This is a genomic window from Mycolicibacterium nivoides (assembly GCF_003855255.1).
Classification (GTDB): Bacteria; Actinomycetota; Actinomycetes; order Mycobacteriales; family Mycobacteriaceae; genus Mycobacterium; species Mycobacterium nivoides.
The window spans coordinates 5131649-5148747 of the sequence record NZ_CP034072.1; the positions used below are offsets into that span (position 1 = coordinate 5131649).

The following is a 17099-nucleotide window of genomic DNA, read 5'->3' on the forward strand; positions in this document are numbered from 1 at the left end:
GTCGATTCATGACGATTTTCGACGAAGTCGTGCACGACACCGTGCCCCAAACCGGCGGCGCGCCAGCGCCCACACGGACCGCGACGAACCGCCACTACGCCATGACCGCTCCCGAGTACTTCACCGTCGAATACGCCATCAACCCGTGGATGGACACCTCCACGCCCGTGGACACCGCGCTCGCACTGGACCAGTGGGACACGCTGCGCCGGGTGTACGCCGAGCTCGGCCACACCGTCGAGCTGGTGACACCGCTCGACGGCCTGCCCGACATGGTCTACGCCGCCAACGGAGGTTTCCTGGTCGGGGACACCGCAGTGGTGGCCCGCTTCGCCTACCCGCAACGGGCCGGCGAGGCCGATGCCTACGCCGAATGGATGGCGGCGGCCGGATATCGGACGGCCCGCACCGACCACGTCAACGAAGGCCAGGGCGACCTGCTGCTCGTCGGGTCGAACCTGTTGGCCGGATACGGTTTTCGCACCGACCGGCGCGCCCACGACGAGATCGCGGCCATCACCGGTCTGGACGTGACCAGCCTGGAACTCGTCGACCCCCGCTTCTATCACCTCGATACCGCACTGGCCGTGCTCGACGACTCGACGATCGCCTACTATCCCCCGGCCTTCAGCGACAACGCCCGCCGGCGAATCGGCGAACTGTTCGGCGACGCCATCGAAGTGGGCTCGGCCGACGCCTACGTCCTCGGTCTGAACGTGGTGTCCGACGGCCGCCACGTCGTCATGCCCGCGGCCGCCACCGGATTCGCGGGCCAACTGCGCCGGGCCGGATTCGAGCCGATCGGTGTCGATCTGTCCGAACTCCTCAAAGGCGGCGGATCCGTCAAATGCTGCACCCTGGAGCGGCATCCATGACCATGCTGGACAGTGTGGACAATCAGGCCACCCCGGATTCCGCGACCGAATCGGCGATCGCACTCGACGATCGCTATGTCGCCCACAACTACTCACCGCTGCCGGTCGTCGCGGAAACCGCAGAGGGGGCGTGGATCACCGATGTGACCGGCCGGCGCTACCTCGATTGCCTCGCCGCCTATTCGGCCGTCAACTTCGGCCACCGCAATCCCGAGATCATCGCCGCCGCGCACGCCCAACTGGACCGGCTGACCCTGGTGAGCCGCGCCTTCCACTCCGACCGGCTCGGTCCGTTCGCGCAGGCATTGGCCGAATTGTGCGGCAAAGACATGGTGCTTCCGATGAACAGCGGCGCCGAGGCTGTCGAGAGCGGCATCAAGGTGGCCCGCAAATGGGGAGCCGACGTCAAGGGCGTGCCCGCCGGAGAAACGAATATCGTCGTGGCGCAGAACAACTTCCATGGTCGCACCACCACGATCATCAGTTTCTCCGATGACGAGTCCGCGCGCCGGGGCTTCGGCCCCTACACACCCGGGTTCCGCTCGGTGCCGTTCGGCGACCACCGGGCGCTCGCCGACGCGATCGACGCGAACACCGCCGCGGTGCTGATCGAGCCGATCCAGGGAGAGGCGGGCATCATCGTCCCGCCCGCGGACTTCCTGCCCCGGGTCCGCGAGATCTGTACCCGCAACAACGTGCTGATGATCGCCGACGAGATCCAGTCCGGCCTGGCCCGCACCGGACGCACCTTCGCCTGCGAACACTGGGATGTGGTTCCCGACGTGTACCTGCTCGGCAAGGCTCTGGGCGGTGGCGTGGTACCGCTGTCCGCGGTGGTGGCCGACCGCGACGTACTCGGCGTGCTGCACCCCGGCGAGCACGGCTCCACCTTCGGCGGCAACCCGCTGGCCACGGCCATCGGCACCACGGTCGTCGGCATGCTGCGCCGTGGCGAATTCCAGCTCCGTTCAACCCAACTCGGGGAGCATCTGCACGACCGGCTCACCGGGTTGATCGGGCACGGGGTGACCGCCGTGCGAGGCATGGGCCTGTGGGCGGGGGTGGACATCGACCCGGATCTGGGCACCGGCAAGCAGCTCGGCCTCGCGTTGGCCGATCGCGGTGTGCTGGTCAAGGACACCCACGGCTCGACCCTGCGGTTCGCCCCGCCCCTGGTGGTGACCGCCGACGAGCTCGACTGGGCCGTTGACCAATTCGCTGACACCCTGACCGAGGCGCACCGATAATCGGTTGATCGGCACCAAGGAGGCACCATGTCCGCCCCAGCCAACAGCTTGACCGGCCAGATGTTGCGACGAAGGCCCGTTCTCGGTGCTCCGGTCGCGCACGGCGCCTCCGACCACCTCCGACGAAGTATCGGCACGTTCCAGCTGACGCTGTTCGGCGTCGGCGCGACGGTCGGCACCGGCATCTTCATCGTGCTGCAGCAGGCCGTGCCCAAAGCCGGTCCCGCAGTGCTGGTGTCGTTCGTGGTGGCCGGCATCGCCGCCGGGTTGTCGGCGATCTGCTATGCCGAAATGGCGGCGGCCGTACCGGTTTCGGGCTCCACCTACTCCTACGCCTACACCACGATGGGCGAATTCATCGCGATGGGCGTCGCGGCCTGCCTGCTGCTGGAGTACGGCGTGTCCATGTCTGCGACCGCGATCGGCTGGAGCGGCTACCTCAATCAGCTGCTGGACAACTGGTTCGGTTGGCGGTTGCCGCACGCACTGTCCGCGGCACCGTGGGGCGACAACCCCGGCCTGATCAACCTGCCCGCAACGGTCCTGATCATCATGTGCGCCCTGCTGCTGATCCGCGGCGCCAGCGAGTCCGCGGCGGTCAACACCGTCATGGTGATCCTCAAGCTCGCCGTGCTCGGCATGTTCGTGGCCATCGCGTTCACCGCATTCACCACCGACCATTTCGCCGGGTTCTGGGAAAAGGGATTCGCCGGGATCACCGCCGCCGCCAGCACCATCTTCTTCACATTCATCGGCCTGGACGCCGTGTCCACCGCCGGCGACGAGGTGAAGAACCCGCAGAAGACCATGCCGCGGGCGATCCTCGGGGCCCTGGTGGTCGTCACCAGCATCTACATCCTGGTCGCGTTCGCCGGCCTGGGCACCCAATCCGCCGACGAATTCGGTTCCGACGAGCAGTCCGAAGCCGGACTGTCGGTGATGCTCACCAACATCCTGCACGGGCAGACGTGGGCCAGCAGCATCCTCGCTTTCGGCGCGGTGATCTCGATCTTCTCGGTGACCCTGGTGGTGATGTACGGCCAGACCCGCATCCTGTTCGCCATGGGCCGCGACGGCCTGCTGCCGCCGATGTTCGCAAAGGTGAACCCGCGCACCATGACTCCGGTGAACAACACCATCGTCGTCGCGGCGGTGACCGGCACCCTGGCCGGGTTCGTGCCGCTGGACTATCTGTGGGATCTGGTCTCGATCGGCACGCTGGTGGCGTTCATCGTGGTGTCCATCGGCGTGATCCTCCTGCGGGTGCGGGAGCCGGACCTGCCGCGTTCCTTCAAGGTTCCCGGCTACCCGGTGACGCCGGTCCTGTCCGTGTTGGCCTGCCTGTTCGTGCTGTACGGCCTTCCGCGCATCACCTGGCTGTGGTTCAGCATCTGGGTCGCGCTCGTCCTCGCGTTCTACCTGCTGTGGAGCCGGCATCACAGTGCTCTCAACGACGGCGGCGACGGATACATCCCCGGTGCGGCGGCCGGTGAGGACGACGTGATGACCACCCCCGGCGCCGAGGAGACCCGATGACCGTCGTCGTCGGGTATCTGGCCGGAAAGGGCGGGGCATCGGCACTGCACCTCGCGGTCGGTGCGGCCCGCACCCTGAACACCTCGCTGGCGGTGGCCACCGTCGTCCCGCGTCCATGGCTGAACCCGTCACCGGCGCGCGTCGACGCCGAATATGCCGAGTACGCAGCACAGTTGGCAGCATCCTCGGCCGAACAGGCACGGCAGCACGTGTCCGCACTCGACGATCGCCTCGACGTCAGCTTCCACAAGTTCGCGCACCGCTCGGTATCCGGCGGACTGCTCGAAGCCGTTCACGAACTCGGCGCGGAGGTCCTCGTTCTCGGCTCGGCATCAGACGGCCAATTGGGCCAGGTGGTGGCGGGCTCGACCGCGGATCGGCTGCTGCACTCCTGCCCGGTCCCGTTGGCGATCAGCCCGCGCGGCTACCGCAGGCCGAAATCCGGTGCGCTGGCACGCATCACCTGCGCCTACCCGGGCTCTCCCGAAGCGGTGGCGGTGGTGCGGCAGGTGACCGACCTGAGCCGAAGACTGGATACACCGCTGCGCGTGGTCACCTTCGCGGTCCGGGGACGCAACATGTACCCGCCGACCGTCGGGCTGCACGCCGAGGACGCGATCCTGCAGGAATGGACGAAACAGGCCCAGCAGGCACTGACCCGGTTGAAGGACGAAAAGGTCATCGGCGACGACGTCGAACTGCAGGTCGTCACCGGCAACGACTGGAGTGACGCACTCGATGCCATCGACTGGCTCGAGGGTGAGATCCTGGCGATCGGAACCTCACCAGGCGGCGCGGTCGCCCGGGTTTTCCTGGGCTCGCATGGATCGAAGATCCTGCGGCACAGCCCGGTTCCGGTTCTCGTCCTCCCGGGCTGACCGCTCCGGAACCGTCAGTACTTGAGCACACCCCGGTCGACGGCGATCTGGCTGCCCGACAGGGTTGCCGAGTTGTCACCGGCCAGGAATGCCACCACGTCGGCGACCTCCTCTGGCGCCATGAACGCCGCGAGTCCCTCGTTCTTGCCGTCCGTCACCTTGTGATAGGGCATCGGCGCGAAACTGTGCAGGTAGCTCGGGTACTTGGAAAAGACCTCGGCCATTGCCTCCGGTTCGATCATCGGAGTGTCGATCGAGTACGGATGGATCGAGTTGACCCGAATTCCGAACTCCCCCACCTCAAGTGCCAGAGCGTTGGTCAACGCGACCAGCCCGTGCTTCGAGGCAGAGTAGTGGCCGTTGCCCGGCGTGGCCTTGAGCCCGGCCGAGGAGCTGACGATGATGATCGAGCCGCCGTTGCCGGCCTCGATCATGGCGGGCACCGCGGCCCGGATGGTCCGCCAGGTGCCGTTCAGGTTGACATCGATGATGGTGTCGAACTGCTCGGGCGACATCTCGAACAGCCGTCCCCAGCTGAGCACCCCGGCATTGGCGACCACGATGTCGAGCCGGCCGAACTGCTCGACGCCATCGGCCACCACCTGCTGCTGGGCGGCCAGATCGCGGATGTCGACCTCGCGCGCGAGCACCTTGCGGCCCGCGGCCTCCACGGCCGAGACCGTCTCTGCCAGATCCTCCGATGTCGCGGCCGGGTAGGTGATCGAGTCGTCGACGGGCCGGCAGACATCGATCGCGATGATGTCGGCACCCTCGTTGGCCAACCGCACCGCGTGCGCGCGCCCCTGGCCGCGTGCAGCGCCGGTGACGAATGCCACCCGGCCTTCCAGTGTTGCGTTACCTGCAGCCATGCCAGGGTCCTTTCAGTGAGTCTGGCCACAGGCTAACAGCAGAAGTAGAACGTGTTCCTGGACTCCTACCACTCAATGGGATCCCGGATGATCGGGCAGGTCATGCAATGCCCGCCACCTCGGCCGCGACCCAGCTCAGCACCGACGATCGTGATCACCTCTACGCCCGCCTTGCGCAGCAGAGAGTTGGTGTGGGTGTTGCGGTCGTAGGCGAACACCACCCCCGGTTCGACAGCCACCAGGTTGTTTCCGCTGTCCCACTGCTGACGTTCCGAGTCGTAGGCGGTGCCGCCGGTCTCGACGACCCGGAGCTTCGGCAGGCCCAGCGCGGCCGCCACCACGTCGATGAACGGTTTGGATTCCGGCACCACCTCGACACCCGGCTCGGTATCGCTGGGCAGCAGGGTGAACGCGACGATGCCGTTGACGATCTCCGGGTAGATGGTCACCACATCGCGGTCAGCGAAGGTGAACACCGTGTCCAGGTGCATCGCCGAACGCAGCTTGGGCATGCCGGCGACGATCACCTTCTCGGCCGCACCGCCGGCGAAGAGTTCGGCGGCGACCTGGGTGATCGCCTGCCGCGAGGAGCGTTCACTCATGCCGATCAGCACCACGCCCTTGCCCGGAATCAGCACATCACCGCCCTCGAGAGTGGCTTGGCCCCAGGACTTCTCCGGGTCGCCCCACCACACCGTCGAACCCACGTAGTCGGGATGGAACTGGTAGATCGCCTTCATCAACAAGGTTTCGTCGTGCCGAGCCGGCCAGAACAACGGGTTGAGCGTCAGTCCGCCGTAGATCCAGCAGGTGGTGTCGCGGGTGTAGAGCGTGTTGGGCAGCGGCGGCATCAGATATTCGTTGACGCCGGTGTCCTCGCGGGCCAGGGCCAGGTATCCGGAGCGGACCTCGGCGGGCAGATCCCGGGTGGACAGCCCACCTATGAGGAATTCGGTGAGCCGGCGCTCCGGAAGCGAGTCAAGGAACCCACGGGTGTCGTCGACCAGCCCGACGCCCACCTCGTTGGCCACGATCTTGCGGTCAAGCAGCCACGCCTTTGCCTCGGGGATCTCGATCGTCTCGGTCAGCAGGTTGTGGAGTTCGACGACCTCGACCCCCCGATCGCGCATCTTGTCCATGAAGTCGAAGTGGTCGCGGCGCGCGTTCTGCACCCACAGCACATCGTCGAACAACAGGTCGTCGCAGTTGGTCGGGGTGAGCCGTTCATGGGCCAGCCCCGGCGAGCACACCAACACCTTGCGCAGCTGCCCGACCTCGGAGTGCACGCCATACGTGGCAGACGGATTCGGCATCATCTTCCTTTCACGATGTGTGGCACTAAATCTGAATCTGACCGGTGACCAGACCCGCTATTCCGGCCACCGCGCCGAGCAGGATGACCACGAACAGCACCGCCTCCGGCGGCGAGAACACCCTTAGGCTGCGCTCACGGCGGGCCATCACATACAGAACGGCACCGGCCGCGTACAGGATGCAGGACAACAGAAGGTGATCGAACCCGGCCGCGTACACCAGGAACAGCGTGTAGAACGTGGCCAGCCCCGCCACCACACCGTCGGCGAGCAGGGATTTGCGGTCCTCGTACGTCTCGCGGGTCACGACCAGTTTCAGCGCGTAGCCGGCCGCCAAGAAGTAGGGAATCAGAGCGAGAGCCGCGGTGAGGTCCAACATGAAATCCAGTGCCTCGGAGGTGAACAGCAGCAGGATGAGCAGCAGCTGCACCAGGCCGCCGGCCATCACCAGTGCCGTCACGGGCGCACCGTGGTTGTTGGTCCGTGCCAGGAAGCGTGGCATGTCCGCGGATTTGGCCGGGATGTAGAGAATCTCGGCAGCCATCAGCGTCCAGGCCAGATACGCCCCCAACACCGAGAGCACGACACCTACCCGGATGAACACCGAACCCCATGGACCGACAATGGATTCGAGCACCGAGGCCATTGACGGCTGGTTGACGGCGGCGAGTTCAGACTGCGGCAAGACGCCGTAGGACACCAAGGTGACCAAGGCGAAAACCGCGAGTACGGACAGAAATCCGATGACCGTCGCCCGGCCGACGTCCTCGCGCTTCTTCGCGTACCGCGAATACACGCTGGCTCCCTCGATGCCCATGAACACGAACACCGTGATGAGCATCGTGCCCTTGGCCTGTTCGAACACCGAGGCCGACGGACCGCCCTCCGCCTTCCAACCGCCCCAGAAGTTGTCGGCGAACACCCCGGCCTTGAACGCGACGAGTGCGATCACGATGAACACCAGGATCGGAACGACCTTGGCAACCGTCGCAATCCGATTGATCACCGCCGCTTCCTTGACGCCGCGCAGGATCAGGTAGCAGAACAGCCACACCCCCACCGACGAGACCAACACCGCCAGCACGGTGCTGCCATCGCCCAGTTGCGGGAACAACGCACTGGTGGTGGCCATGATGAGCACCCAGTACGACGCGTTGCCCGCACACGCCGATGCCCAGAATCCGAACGCCGAGTTGAAGCCGACGTAGTCGCCGAACCCGGCCTTGGCGTACGCGAAGATTCCGGCGTCCAGTTCGGGCTTGCGGGTAGCCAACCGCTGGAATACGAACGCCAGCATCAGCATTCCCGTACCGGCGATGGCCCAGGCGATGATCGCGCCCAGCACCCCGGACTCCGCGCCGAACCGCCGGGGCAGCAGAAACACCCCCGAGCCGACCATCGATCCGACCACCATCGCGGTCAAGGTCGGCAGGCTGACCTTCTCGCTCACCCCACCGGTCTTCGGTTCAGTCGCTGTCATGTCTCGTCTTTCGCTGTCTGCTGGACGGAGCCTGGACGATCGTGAATCCGGTCAGAGATCGGCGATGATCTGCTGTCGCTTCGCCGTGTACTCGTCTTCGCTGATGGCGCCCGTCGCACGCAGCGTTTCCAGTTCCTGAAGGCGTTGCGCGGTCGACGGCGCGGGCGGTGCGAGGAAAGGCGCCGAAGGCGCGCCTGGATCCGATGCGGCCACCGACGTGGTCGGCGCCTGCTGCGCGGCCGATGAGCGCTCGCGCGAAGAGTATGTCGCCGCGCGCCGCACCACCGCCTGGACCTGTTCGCGGACGGCGGGATTGGCCCGCAGGTCGATCATGTTGTTGATGCCGATGCCGTGTGCCTTGAGGATCTGCAGGATCTCCATCAGCGGGCCGGACTGACCGGTGAGGTCGTAGGTCTTGTTGTCCTCGGCGATGGTGAACGTCGCAGGCATCAGACCGCTGACCAGACTGCTTCTCTCCCAATCGATCCGGTATTCGTTGGTGGTCGGGTCCACCAGGGCGACCAACTTGCGGTTGGTGATCATCGGCAGCCGCGACACCGAGGCGAGCACACGGTCCTGACTCGCGAACGGCGCGATTCCGGGCCCCGAGATCTGCAGATCCAGCTTCACCAGCGGCTGCTCATTGATGCGGGTGTTGGTCTCGTGAATGCCGGCGACCTGGGCCAGGGCCAGCACCCCGACCTGTTCGAGCTTCTCGTTCTGCGCCGCCGACTTCGTCCCGGCCGCGGTGAGCCCCAGTGCGATCAGGACATCGATCGCGGTGATCAACAGCCCTACCCAGAACATCCACTTCATCATCGGATCACCGCCGCTGACGAAGTAGATGGTCAGGAAGATCGGACCGACGATGCCACACAACAGCACGAAGGACTGAATGCGCACGTACCGCCAGAATGTGGACACCGCAGGCTCCTGTCGTCGGTTGGGCGCCATCAGATTAACGCCCGAGACCACTCAAATCAGGAGTGAACGACTCCATCCGCCGAGCCACCCGTCGGCACCACCTGCTGCTGCATCGGTGACGGGCCGAGCATCCGGTACAACGGCCACGTCCACCGGTATCCCCCAGCGGCCGATCGGGCGTAACTGGTGTGCACAGCGATCGCGGTGGCGGTCACCTCATCGGCGTCCTCGTCGTAGTCGCAGACCGCATCGCCGCGATCGCACACGCTGATCGTGCGACTGCCGACCGATACCGGCAGCGGGGCCGGAGCGTGGGCCAGGATCGGCCAGTCCTGCGCGACGCCCTTACCGGTTCCCGGCAACGCGGTCGCGGTGCCCAGGTTGACTGTGGGGTCGGCGGGCAACCGGTCGCCGTCGGCGACCAACAGCGCGGCGGCCAGATTGGGGCTCGTCGACAACGCGGCCAGGTTGCGGTGGACCACCATCGCGCCCTGCGAGTAGCCGGCCAGGACGACCTCGCTGGCCGGGCACTGCTGGGTGAAGGCCGCGTACTGGTTCGCCAGCGCCGCCACCCCGGCGTCGACACTGCTCATGAAGCCGCCCCAGCCCAGCAGGTCCCCGTCGGCCGGTACCGGCGCCGCGGGGTAGACCACGGCCTCGGCGGTCATGGTTCGGCCGTCCTGCTGCACCCACCTGGACAGGTCGCTCAGGGAGTTGTAGACCACGCGGCCCATTCCGGCGTCGACGCTCGGATCGTCCCGCTCACCCGAACCGGCGACACCGATCCAATGCACGTCGGGGCAGCCGGGACTGGCCTGCGCCGATCCCGCCGCAAATCCGACCGCCGTGCCGGCAAGCACGGCCGCTGAAGCCAGCGCCCATATCCGTCGCACCATGTTTGTCCCCAACCCGTGTAGCTCACCTATGCAATAAAGATCGTCTCAGCTACCACAGGCGTTACAGCAGACCCAGCAAGAACACGCCGGAAAACAAAAACGGCGCTCACCCGGAGGTGAGCGCCGCTTTCGCGTGCTAGGTCAGATCGTCACTTGACGATCTTGGTGACCCGGCCGGCGCCGACGGTACGGCCGCCCTCGCGGATCGCGAAGCGCAGGCCCTCGTCCATGGCGACGGGCTGGATCAGCTTGACGGAGATGTCGGTGTTGTCACCGGGCATCACCATCTCGGTGCCCTCGGGGAGGGTAACCACGCCGGTCACGTCCGTGGTACGGAAGTAGAACTGCGGGCGGTAGTTGTTGAAGAACGGCGTGTGGCGGCCGCCCTCGTCCTTGGACAGGATGTAGACGCTGCCCTCGAACTCGGTGTGCGGGGTGGTGGTGCCGGGCTTGACCACAACCTGGCCACGCTCGACGTCCTCGCGCTTGATGCCACGAACCAGCAGACCGACGTTGTCGCCGGCCTGGCCCTGGTCGAGCAGCTTGCGGAACATTTCCACACCGGTGACGGTGGTCTTGGTCGTGGTCGGGCGGATGCCGACGATCTCGACCTCTTCGTTGACGTTGATCACGCCACGCTCGACACGACCGGTCACCACGGTGCCACGACCGGTGATGGTGAAGACGTCCTCAACGGGCATCAGGAACGGCTTGTCGGTCTCGCGAACCGGATCCGGGATCGACTCGTCGACCGCGTCCATCAGGTCCTCAACCGACTTGACCCACTTCGGGTCGCCCTCCAGCGCCTTCAGCGCGGAGACCCGGATGACCGGGGCGTCCTCGTCGAAGTCCTGGGCGGCCAGCAGTTCGCGGACCTCCATCTCGACGAGCTCGATGAGCTCCTCGTCGTCCACGGCATCCGACTTGTTCAGGGCCACCAGGATGTAGGGCACACCCACCTGGCGGGCCAGCAGAACGTGCTCGCGGGTCTGCGGCATCGGGCCGTCGGTCGCGGCGACCACCAGGATCGCGCCGTCCATCTGGGCGGCACCGGTGATCATGTTCTTGATGTAGTCGGCGTGACCGGGGGCGTCCACGTGGGCGTAGTGCCGCTTCTCGGTCTGGTACTCCACATGGGAGATGTTGATCGTGATGCCGCGCTGACGCTCTTCCGGCGCATTGTCGATCTGGTCGAATGCGCGCGACTCGTTCAACTCGGGGTACTTGTCGTGCAGAACCTTGGTGATTGCTGCAGTAAGCGTCGTCTTGCCGTGGTCAACGTGACCGATGGTCCCGATGTTGACGTGCGGCTTCGTCCGCTCGAACTTCGCCTTCGCCACTGTGGTGTCCTCCTGGACTTGTTGGTGCTTTTACTTAAAGCAATGTTGATGTGTTCAGTTGTGAGCCGCGACAGTTGCCGCGACGAGCTTACTGACCCGTCGCCTTCGCGATGATCTCCTTCGACACGTTCGCCGGAACTTCGGCGTACGAGTCGAACACCATGGAGTAGTTCGCCCGGCCCTGGGTCTTCGACCGAAGGTCGCCGACGTAGCCGAACATCTCCGACAGCGGCACCTGCGCCTTGACGACACGCGCACCGCTGCGCTCCTCCATGGCCTGGATCTGACCACGGCGGGAGTTCAAGTCGCCGATCACTTCACCCATGTAGTCCTCGGGTGTGATGACCTCGACAGCCATGATGGGCTCCAGGATGACCGGCTGAGCCGCCTGCGCGGCCTTCTTCAGCACCTGCGAACCCGCCACCTTGAACGCCATTTCCGAGGAGTCGACCTCGTGGTAGGCGCCGTCGAGCAGCGTCACCTTCACGTTCACCAGCGGGTAGCCGGCCAACACGCCGTACTGCATGGCGTCCTGCGCACCGGCATCCACCGACGGGATGTACTCGCGCGGGATGCGGCCACCGGTGACCTTGTTCTCGAACTCGTAGGTGGCACCGTCCTCGCCGCTGAACGGCTCGAGGTCGATGAGCACCTTCGCGAACTGGCCGGAGCCACCCGTCTGCTTCTTGTGGGTGAACTCGACCTTCTCCACCTTGCGGCGGATGGTCTCGCGGTACGCCACCTGGGGCTTACCGACGTTGGCCTCAACCTTGAACTCGCGACGCATGCGGTCCACCAGGATGTCCAGGTGCAGCTCGCCCATACCGCCGATGACGGTCTGGCCGGTCTCCTGGTCCAGGTGCACCTTGAAGGTCGGGTCCTCTTCGGCGAGCTTCTGGATCGCGGTGCCCAGCTTCTCCTGGTCACTCTTGGTCTTGGGCTCGATGGCCACCTCGATCACCGGATCGGGGAAGGTCATCGACTCGAGCACGACCTGCTGGTTCGGATCGCACAGGGTGTCACCAGTGGTGGTGTCCTTCAGACCGATCACGGCGTAGATGTGACCGGCGGAAGCCGACTCGACCGGGTTCTCCTTGTTCGCGTGCATCTGGAACAGCTTGCCCAGACGCTCCTTCTTGCCCTTGGTCGCGTTGACGACCTGGGCGCCGGACTCGACCTTGCCCGAGTACACGCGGACGTAGGTGAGCTTGCCGAAGAAGGGGTGCACGGCGATCTTGAAAGCCAGCGCGGCGAACGGCTCGTCGACCGACGGCTTGCGCAGAACCTCTTCGTCCTCCTTGCCGGGAACGTGGCCCTTGACGGACTCGACATCCAGCGGCGAGGGGAGGTAGTCGATCACGGCGTCCAGCATCGGCTGCACACCCTTGTTCTTGAACGCACTGCCGCACAGCACCGGGTACAGCTCGCTGTTCACGGTCAGCTTGCGGATCGCGCCCTTGATCTCATCGATCGTGAGCTCTTCGCCGCCGAGGTACTTCTCCAGAAGCGCCTCGTCGGTTTCGGCGACGGTGTCCATCAGCTCGCTGCGGTACTCGGCGGCCTTGTCGGCCAGATCCGCGGGGATCTCGACGGTCTCGTAGCTCTCACCGAGCTTGGTCTCGCCACGCCACACCTTGGCGTTCATCTCGACCAGGTCGATGATGCCCTCGAAGTCGTTCTCGGCACCGATCGGCAACTGGATCACCAGCGGCTTGGCGCCGAGGCGGTCCTTGATGGTCTGCACGGTGAAGTAGAAGTCCGCACCGAGCTTGTCCATCTTGTTGACGAAGCAGATCCGCGGCACGTCGTACTTGTCGGCCTGACGCCACACCTGCTCGGACTGGGGCTCAACACCCTCTTTGCCGTCGAAGACGGCAACGGCACCATCGAGCACACGCAGGCTGCGCTCCACCTCGACGGTGAAGTCGACGTGCCCGGGGGTGTCGATGATGTTGATCTGGTTGTTGTTCCAGAAGCAGGTGACGGCTGCGGAGGTGATGGTGATACCACGCTCCTGCTCCTGCTCCATCCAGTCGGTGGTGGAGGCACCGTCGTGCGTCTCACCGATCTTGTAGTTGACGCCGGTGTAATAGAGGATGCGCTCTGTCGTCGTCGTCTTGCCGGCGTCGATGTGCGCCATGATGCCGATGTTGCGGACCTTGTTCAGGTCTGTCAGCACGTCCTGTGCCACGGAAGTCTTCCCAACTCTTTCGCTTGCTTGATTAGGTGTTCGATTGCGCGCTTACCGGCACCCGACGCTGGATGCCGGGCGCGGGTATCACCAGCGGTAGTGCGCGAAAGCCCGGTTCGCTTCAGCCATCTTGTGAGTGTCCTCACGACGCTTCACAGCGGCACCCAGGCCGTTGCTGGCGTCCAGGATCTCGTTGGCGAGGCGCTCGATCATGGTCTTCTCACGACGAGCCTTGGAGAAGCTGACCAGCCAGCGCAGAGCCAGGGTGGTGGAGCGATCGGGGCGAACCTCGACCGGAACCTGGTAGGTGGCACCACCGACGCGGCGGCTACGCACCTCGAGGGCGGGCTTGACGTTGTCGAGCGCACGCTTGAGGGTGACGACCGGATCGGTGCCGGTCTTGTCGCGAGCCTGCTCCAGCGCACCGTAGACAATGCGCTCGGCCAGTGACTTCTTGCCGTCCAGCAGAACCTTGTTGACCAGCTGGGTGACCAGCTGCGACCCGTAGACCGGATCGTTGACCAACGGACGCTTCGGCGCGGGACCCTTGCGCGGCATCAGCTCTTCTCCTTCTTGGCGCCGTAGCGGCTACGGGCCTGCTTGCGGTTCTTGACACCCTGGGTGTCGAGCGACCCGCGGATGATCTTGTAACGGACACCGGGGAGGTCCTTCACACGACCGCCGCGCACCAGCACCATCGAGTGCTCCTGCAGGTTGTGACCCTCACCGGGGATGTAGGCGGTGACCTCAACGCCACTGGTCAGCTTCACGCGGGCAACCTTGCGAAGCGCCGAGTTCGGCTTCTTCGGGGTGGTGGTGTACACGCGGGTGCACACGCCGCGGCGCTGCGGGCTGCCCTTGAGAGCCGCCGTCTTCACCTTGGCGACCTTGTCGCGGCGACCCTTGCGGACCAGCTGGTTGATGGTTGGCATGTACCGGCTTTCTCTGTGTTGCTCTTTGCTGTTCTAAGTCTCTGTACTGCAGTTATCCCCCGGCCGCGTACCCCGCGTCCGGGCGTGTCGCACGTTCTTACACCGGTGGAATTCCGATGCGTGTTAGACATGCAAATTGGCCCGGCGTGCGGGCACGCTTGCGAAACACTCAGCCGCATGCGCCTTCCGGCCAGGCACGATCTACCACGATACCAGGGCTGGCCGCGCCGAACCAAACCCGCTAACGAGAACCTAATCCCAGGTCAGACGCTACGACTCTCGTTGCCCCATACCTGCGGCCAGTCGTCGCAGCATATCGGTGAACACCGCATCGGTGTCGATGTCGTCCATCACACCCGTCATTTCGAGCAGGACGAAGCCGTGCAGAGCCGACCAGAACTGCAGTGCGGCATAGAAGGCATCCTCGCCTTCCAACCCATAGGAAGTCAGCACTTCGATGACCGGACCGGCCGCCGCCCTGGTGGCTGCCGAGTACTCGGGATCGTCTCCGCCGAAAGGCATCCGGGTGAACGCCGAGTAGCGACCGGGATGGTGATGGGCGTAGCTGCGGTAGGCGCTGGCCATCACAGCCACCGCATCGTCACGGGTGCGGCCGGAACCCACGGTGTTGAGCATCTCGATGATGTCGTCGATCACCCGCATCCGGACCGTGCGACGCAGGTCGTCAAGGCTCTGCACATGGTTGTAGAGCGACGGGCCCTTGGTACCGAGCTGGCCGGCCAGAGCATTGATCGTCAGGGCATCCCAGCCCTCGCGGTCCAGGAACGTCAGCGCGGCGTTGACGATGGCGTCACGGCTGAGCTTGGTGGTCCGAGCCGGCCGCGACTGGGAACGTCGGGCGCTGGCCACCTGTGGCTCCGGCCGAGCTGACATTTACGCACTGCCTTCGAATCGAAGTGATTGACGTCCCCCGTTGGGGTCGCCGTGAAACTGTAGCCCCTCTGACAGCGCAGATCAGTTCATCCGGCCCTGACTGAGCCGGGCGAGTTTCTCGGTGACCTGACACAGATCCGGCAGCGTGGCCGGGTTCATGGTCTGAATCGACCAGGTGATCACATCCTCACCCTTGGCCACATAGATACTGCACACATTCGCGTCCGCGGCGCGGAATCCCTGATTGCCGTCGATGGACAGTTCGGTGAGGGTGCGTCCGGCCCGGGTCTCCAGGGTCCGCTCGGTGTCCATGTCACTCCCCCGGTACCACCAGGTGGAGATGCCCATCCCGGCACCGAAGGTGCCCAGGACCGAGTTCTCCTGCCAGAAACACCCGGTATCGCTGACCACGGCCTTGGTGAACATCGAGGAGCCGACGGCATCGGCGATGTCGGCGTCGGTGACACCGTTGCAGTCCGCGCCGTGAAAACCGCCGCCGGCGGGAGCCGACTCCGGAGCCGGCGGGGCGTCCGTCGATCCACACGCCGTCAGCAGCGCCGCGGCGGCGACGCCGGTCAGACACCTCATTGCGAGGTAGCGGTGCGCCACGGTCAGAGTTCCGATTGAAGCGTGGCCGACAGCAGCTTCTTCGCGTCCTGGCACGGATCGCCCTTGGCGGCTTGTCCGGCAGCACCCGCACCGCGGAACTGCACCCACCAACTGATCACGCCCGACCCGGCCGACGCGGTCGCCCAGCAGGCCGCGCCCGTCACGTCGCGGCGCGCCACGAACGCCTGGTGCCGCTCGACCACGACGTCGGTGATCTGCGCATCCCGGCTGCGGGCCACCGCCCGCTCGCGCTCCAGCGAGCCCTTCTCGAACCAGGAGAAGATCACGTCGAGCATCGCGGGCGAGCCCGCATTCGGCTCGGCACCGGGCTGGGTCTTGCGCGACAGCACGTACTGGCAGACCGCACCGCTGTACGGGCGCACCACGTTGTCGGCGGCCAGGATCTCCTGGATCGTGCTGTCGACGAGCAGCCCGCACCGGTCGTCGACGTATCCGAAACTGCGGTCGGGGTCGGCGGTACCGGCCGACGCGCGCTGGGCAGCCCCGTCGATGGTGTGCGAACACCCCGCGACGGTCACCACGGCTGTGACCGCCACGGCAGCAGCCTGAACAACACACCGACGCATTGCTGAACACGGTACCCAGCACCGAGACAGCACGCGACCCGTCGGCGAACGCCCGACAAACTCGTCAACACTTGCCGCGACGAGAAGTGCGCCACGTACTCTTCTCGCAGCGGATCGGAAGGGGATTCACCGTGAATTGGACAGCTGTGAGCCGGAGGACGATTGTCGGGCTGGCGGCCGGCACGCTCGCGTTGCCGCTGGCGCTCACCGTCGGTGCGCCCGGCGCCGCAGCCAAGAACGGTGACACCACCGTCACCGGCCAGGGCATCGAACAAACCATTGACTGCAACAACGCCACACTGTTCGTCAACGGAACCGATATCCGGATCACCGCGTTGGGCACCTGCTGGGCGGTCGCCGTGCAGGGGTCGTCCAACGTCGTGGTCGCCGACAACGTCATCAACGACGTCACCGTGTACGGCTACGACCAGACCGTGTTCTTCAAGAACGGCGATCCGATACTCGTCGACCGCGGCCGCGAACTGGGGATGACCAACCAGATCAGTCGCGTCCCCGCCTGATCAAGCC

17 protein-coding genes are annotated in these 17099 nt (G+C 65.5%); 5 read left to right on the top strand and 12 right to left on the bottom strand.

The features are described from left to right. Positions 1-101: 101 nt before the first annotated feature. From ddaH to EH231_RS25100, 4 genes are read left to right on the top strand one after another with little or no spacing between them, the layout of a single operon-like run. Positions 102-875: a dimethylargininase gene (ddaH, locus tag EH231_RS25085; RefSeq protein WP_241178196.1), complete on the top strand. Its 774-nt coding sequence runs from the start codon at positions 102-104 to the stop codon at positions 873-875. Further along, positions 872-2122 carry an ornithine--oxo-acid transaminase gene (gene rocD / locus EH231_RS25090; protein WP_124713524.1) on the top strand — a complete coding sequence of 417 codons (1251 nt, stop codon included), beginning with the start codon at positions 872-874 and terminating at the stop codon, positions 2120-2122. The genes ddaH and rocD overlap by 4 nt, the downstream gene beginning before the upstream one ends. A gap of 27 nt (positions 2123-2149) precedes the next feature. Further along, positions 2150-3658 carry an amino acid permease gene (locus EH231_RS25095; protein WP_124713525.1) on the top strand — a complete coding sequence of 503 codons (1509 nt, stop codon included), beginning with the start codon at positions 2150-2152 and terminating at the stop codon, positions 3656-3658. After that, positions 3655-4536, top strand: a complete 882-nt coding sequence (locus tag EH231_RS25100) for a universal stress protein (protein ID WP_124713526.1) — start codon at positions 3655-3657, stop codon at positions 4534-4536. Before EH231_RS25095 ends, EH231_RS25100 begins: the two co-directional genes overlap by 4 nt. 14 nt (positions 4537-4550) lie before the next feature. Here EH231_RS25100 and EH231_RS25105 read toward each other — a convergent pair whose 3' ends face one another. From EH231_RS25105 to EH231_RS25160, 12 genes are all read right to left on the bottom strand, one after another. After that, on the bottom strand, positions 4551-5405 hold the full coding sequence (locus EH231_RS25105) for a mycofactocin-coupled SDR family oxidoreductase (RefSeq protein WP_090424597.1): 855 nt from the start codon (positions 5403-5405) through the stop codon (positions 4551-4553). Between the two features lie 65 nt (positions 5406-5470). After that, on the bottom strand, positions 5471-6718 hold the full coding sequence (locus tag EH231_RS25110) for an arginine deiminase (protein WP_090424879.1): 1248 nt from the start codon (positions 6716-6718) through the stop codon (positions 5471-5473). Positions 6719-6743: 25 nt separating this feature from the next. Next, positions 6744-8198, bottom strand: coding sequence for a basic amino acid/polyamine antiporter (locus EH231_RS25115; protein WP_124713527.1), 1455 nt, complete (start codon positions 8196-8198; stop codon positions 6744-6746). A gap of 51 nt (positions 8199-8249) precedes the next feature. Then, positions 8250-9122: an SHOCT domain-containing protein gene (locus tag EH231_RS25120; protein ID WP_164481007.1), complete on the bottom strand. Its 873-nt coding sequence runs from the start codon at positions 9120-9122 to the stop codon at positions 8250-8252. Positions 9123-9178: 56 nt separating this feature from the next. Continuing rightward, a complete protein-coding gene (locus EH231_RS25125; protein ID WP_090424594.1) occupies positions 9179-10018 on the bottom strand; it encodes a cutinase family protein in 840 nt (279 codons plus the stop codon). A gap of 149 nt (positions 10019-10167) precedes the next feature. Next, the gene (gene tuf / locus EH231_RS25130) at positions 10168-11358 is read right to left on the bottom strand and encodes an elongation factor Tu (RefSeq protein WP_090424593.1); all 1191 of its coding nucleotides are present in this window, start codon (positions 11356-11358) and stop codon (positions 10168-10170) included. Positions 11359-11446: 88 nt separating this feature from the next. Further along, positions 11447-13498: an elongation factor G gene (fusA, locus tag EH231_RS25135; protein ID WP_234927544.1), complete on the bottom strand. Its 2052-nt coding sequence runs from the start codon at positions 13496-13498 to the stop codon at positions 11447-11449. A 138-nt stretch (positions 13499-13636) separates the two neighbouring features. Further along, positions 13637-14107 (bottom strand): 30S ribosomal protein S7, encoded by a 471-nt coding sequence (gene rpsG, locus EH231_RS25140; RefSeq protein ID WP_003881868.1) that lies wholly within the window; start codon positions 14105-14107, stop codon positions 13637-13639. After that, positions 14107-14481 (bottom strand): 30S ribosomal protein S12, encoded by a 375-nt coding sequence (rpsL, locus tag EH231_RS25145; RefSeq protein ID WP_003881867.1) that lies wholly within the window; start codon positions 14479-14481, stop codon positions 14107-14109. The genes rpsG and rpsL overlap by 1 nt, the downstream gene beginning before the upstream one ends. A 270-nt stretch (positions 14482-14751) precedes the next feature. Next, on the bottom strand, positions 14752-15375 hold the full coding sequence (locus EH231_RS25150; RefSeq protein ID WP_090424591.1) for a TetR/AcrR family transcriptional regulator: 624 nt from the start codon (positions 15373-15375) through the stop codon (positions 14752-14754). Between the two features lie 81 nt (positions 15376-15456). Beyond that, complete coding sequence (locus EH231_RS25155) at positions 15457-15963, bottom strand: DUF3558 domain-containing protein (protein WP_090424590.1); 507 nt, start codon at positions 15961-15963, stop codon at positions 15457-15459. 23 nt (positions 15964-15986) lie between these two features. Then, positions 15987-16571 carry a DUF3558 domain-containing protein gene (locus EH231_RS25160; protein WP_124713529.1) on the bottom strand — a complete coding sequence of 195 codons (585 nt, stop codon included), beginning with the start codon at positions 16569-16571 and terminating at the stop codon, positions 15987-15989. Between the two features lie 131 nt (positions 16572-16702). Between EH231_RS25160 and EH231_RS25165 the strand changes: the two genes are divergently transcribed. Continuing rightward, positions 16703-17092 (top strand): DUF3060 domain-containing protein, encoded by a 390-nt coding sequence (locus EH231_RS25165; RefSeq protein ID WP_090424588.1) that lies wholly within the window; start codon positions 16703-16705, stop codon positions 17090-17092. Positions 17093-17099: the final 7 nt, after the last annotated feature.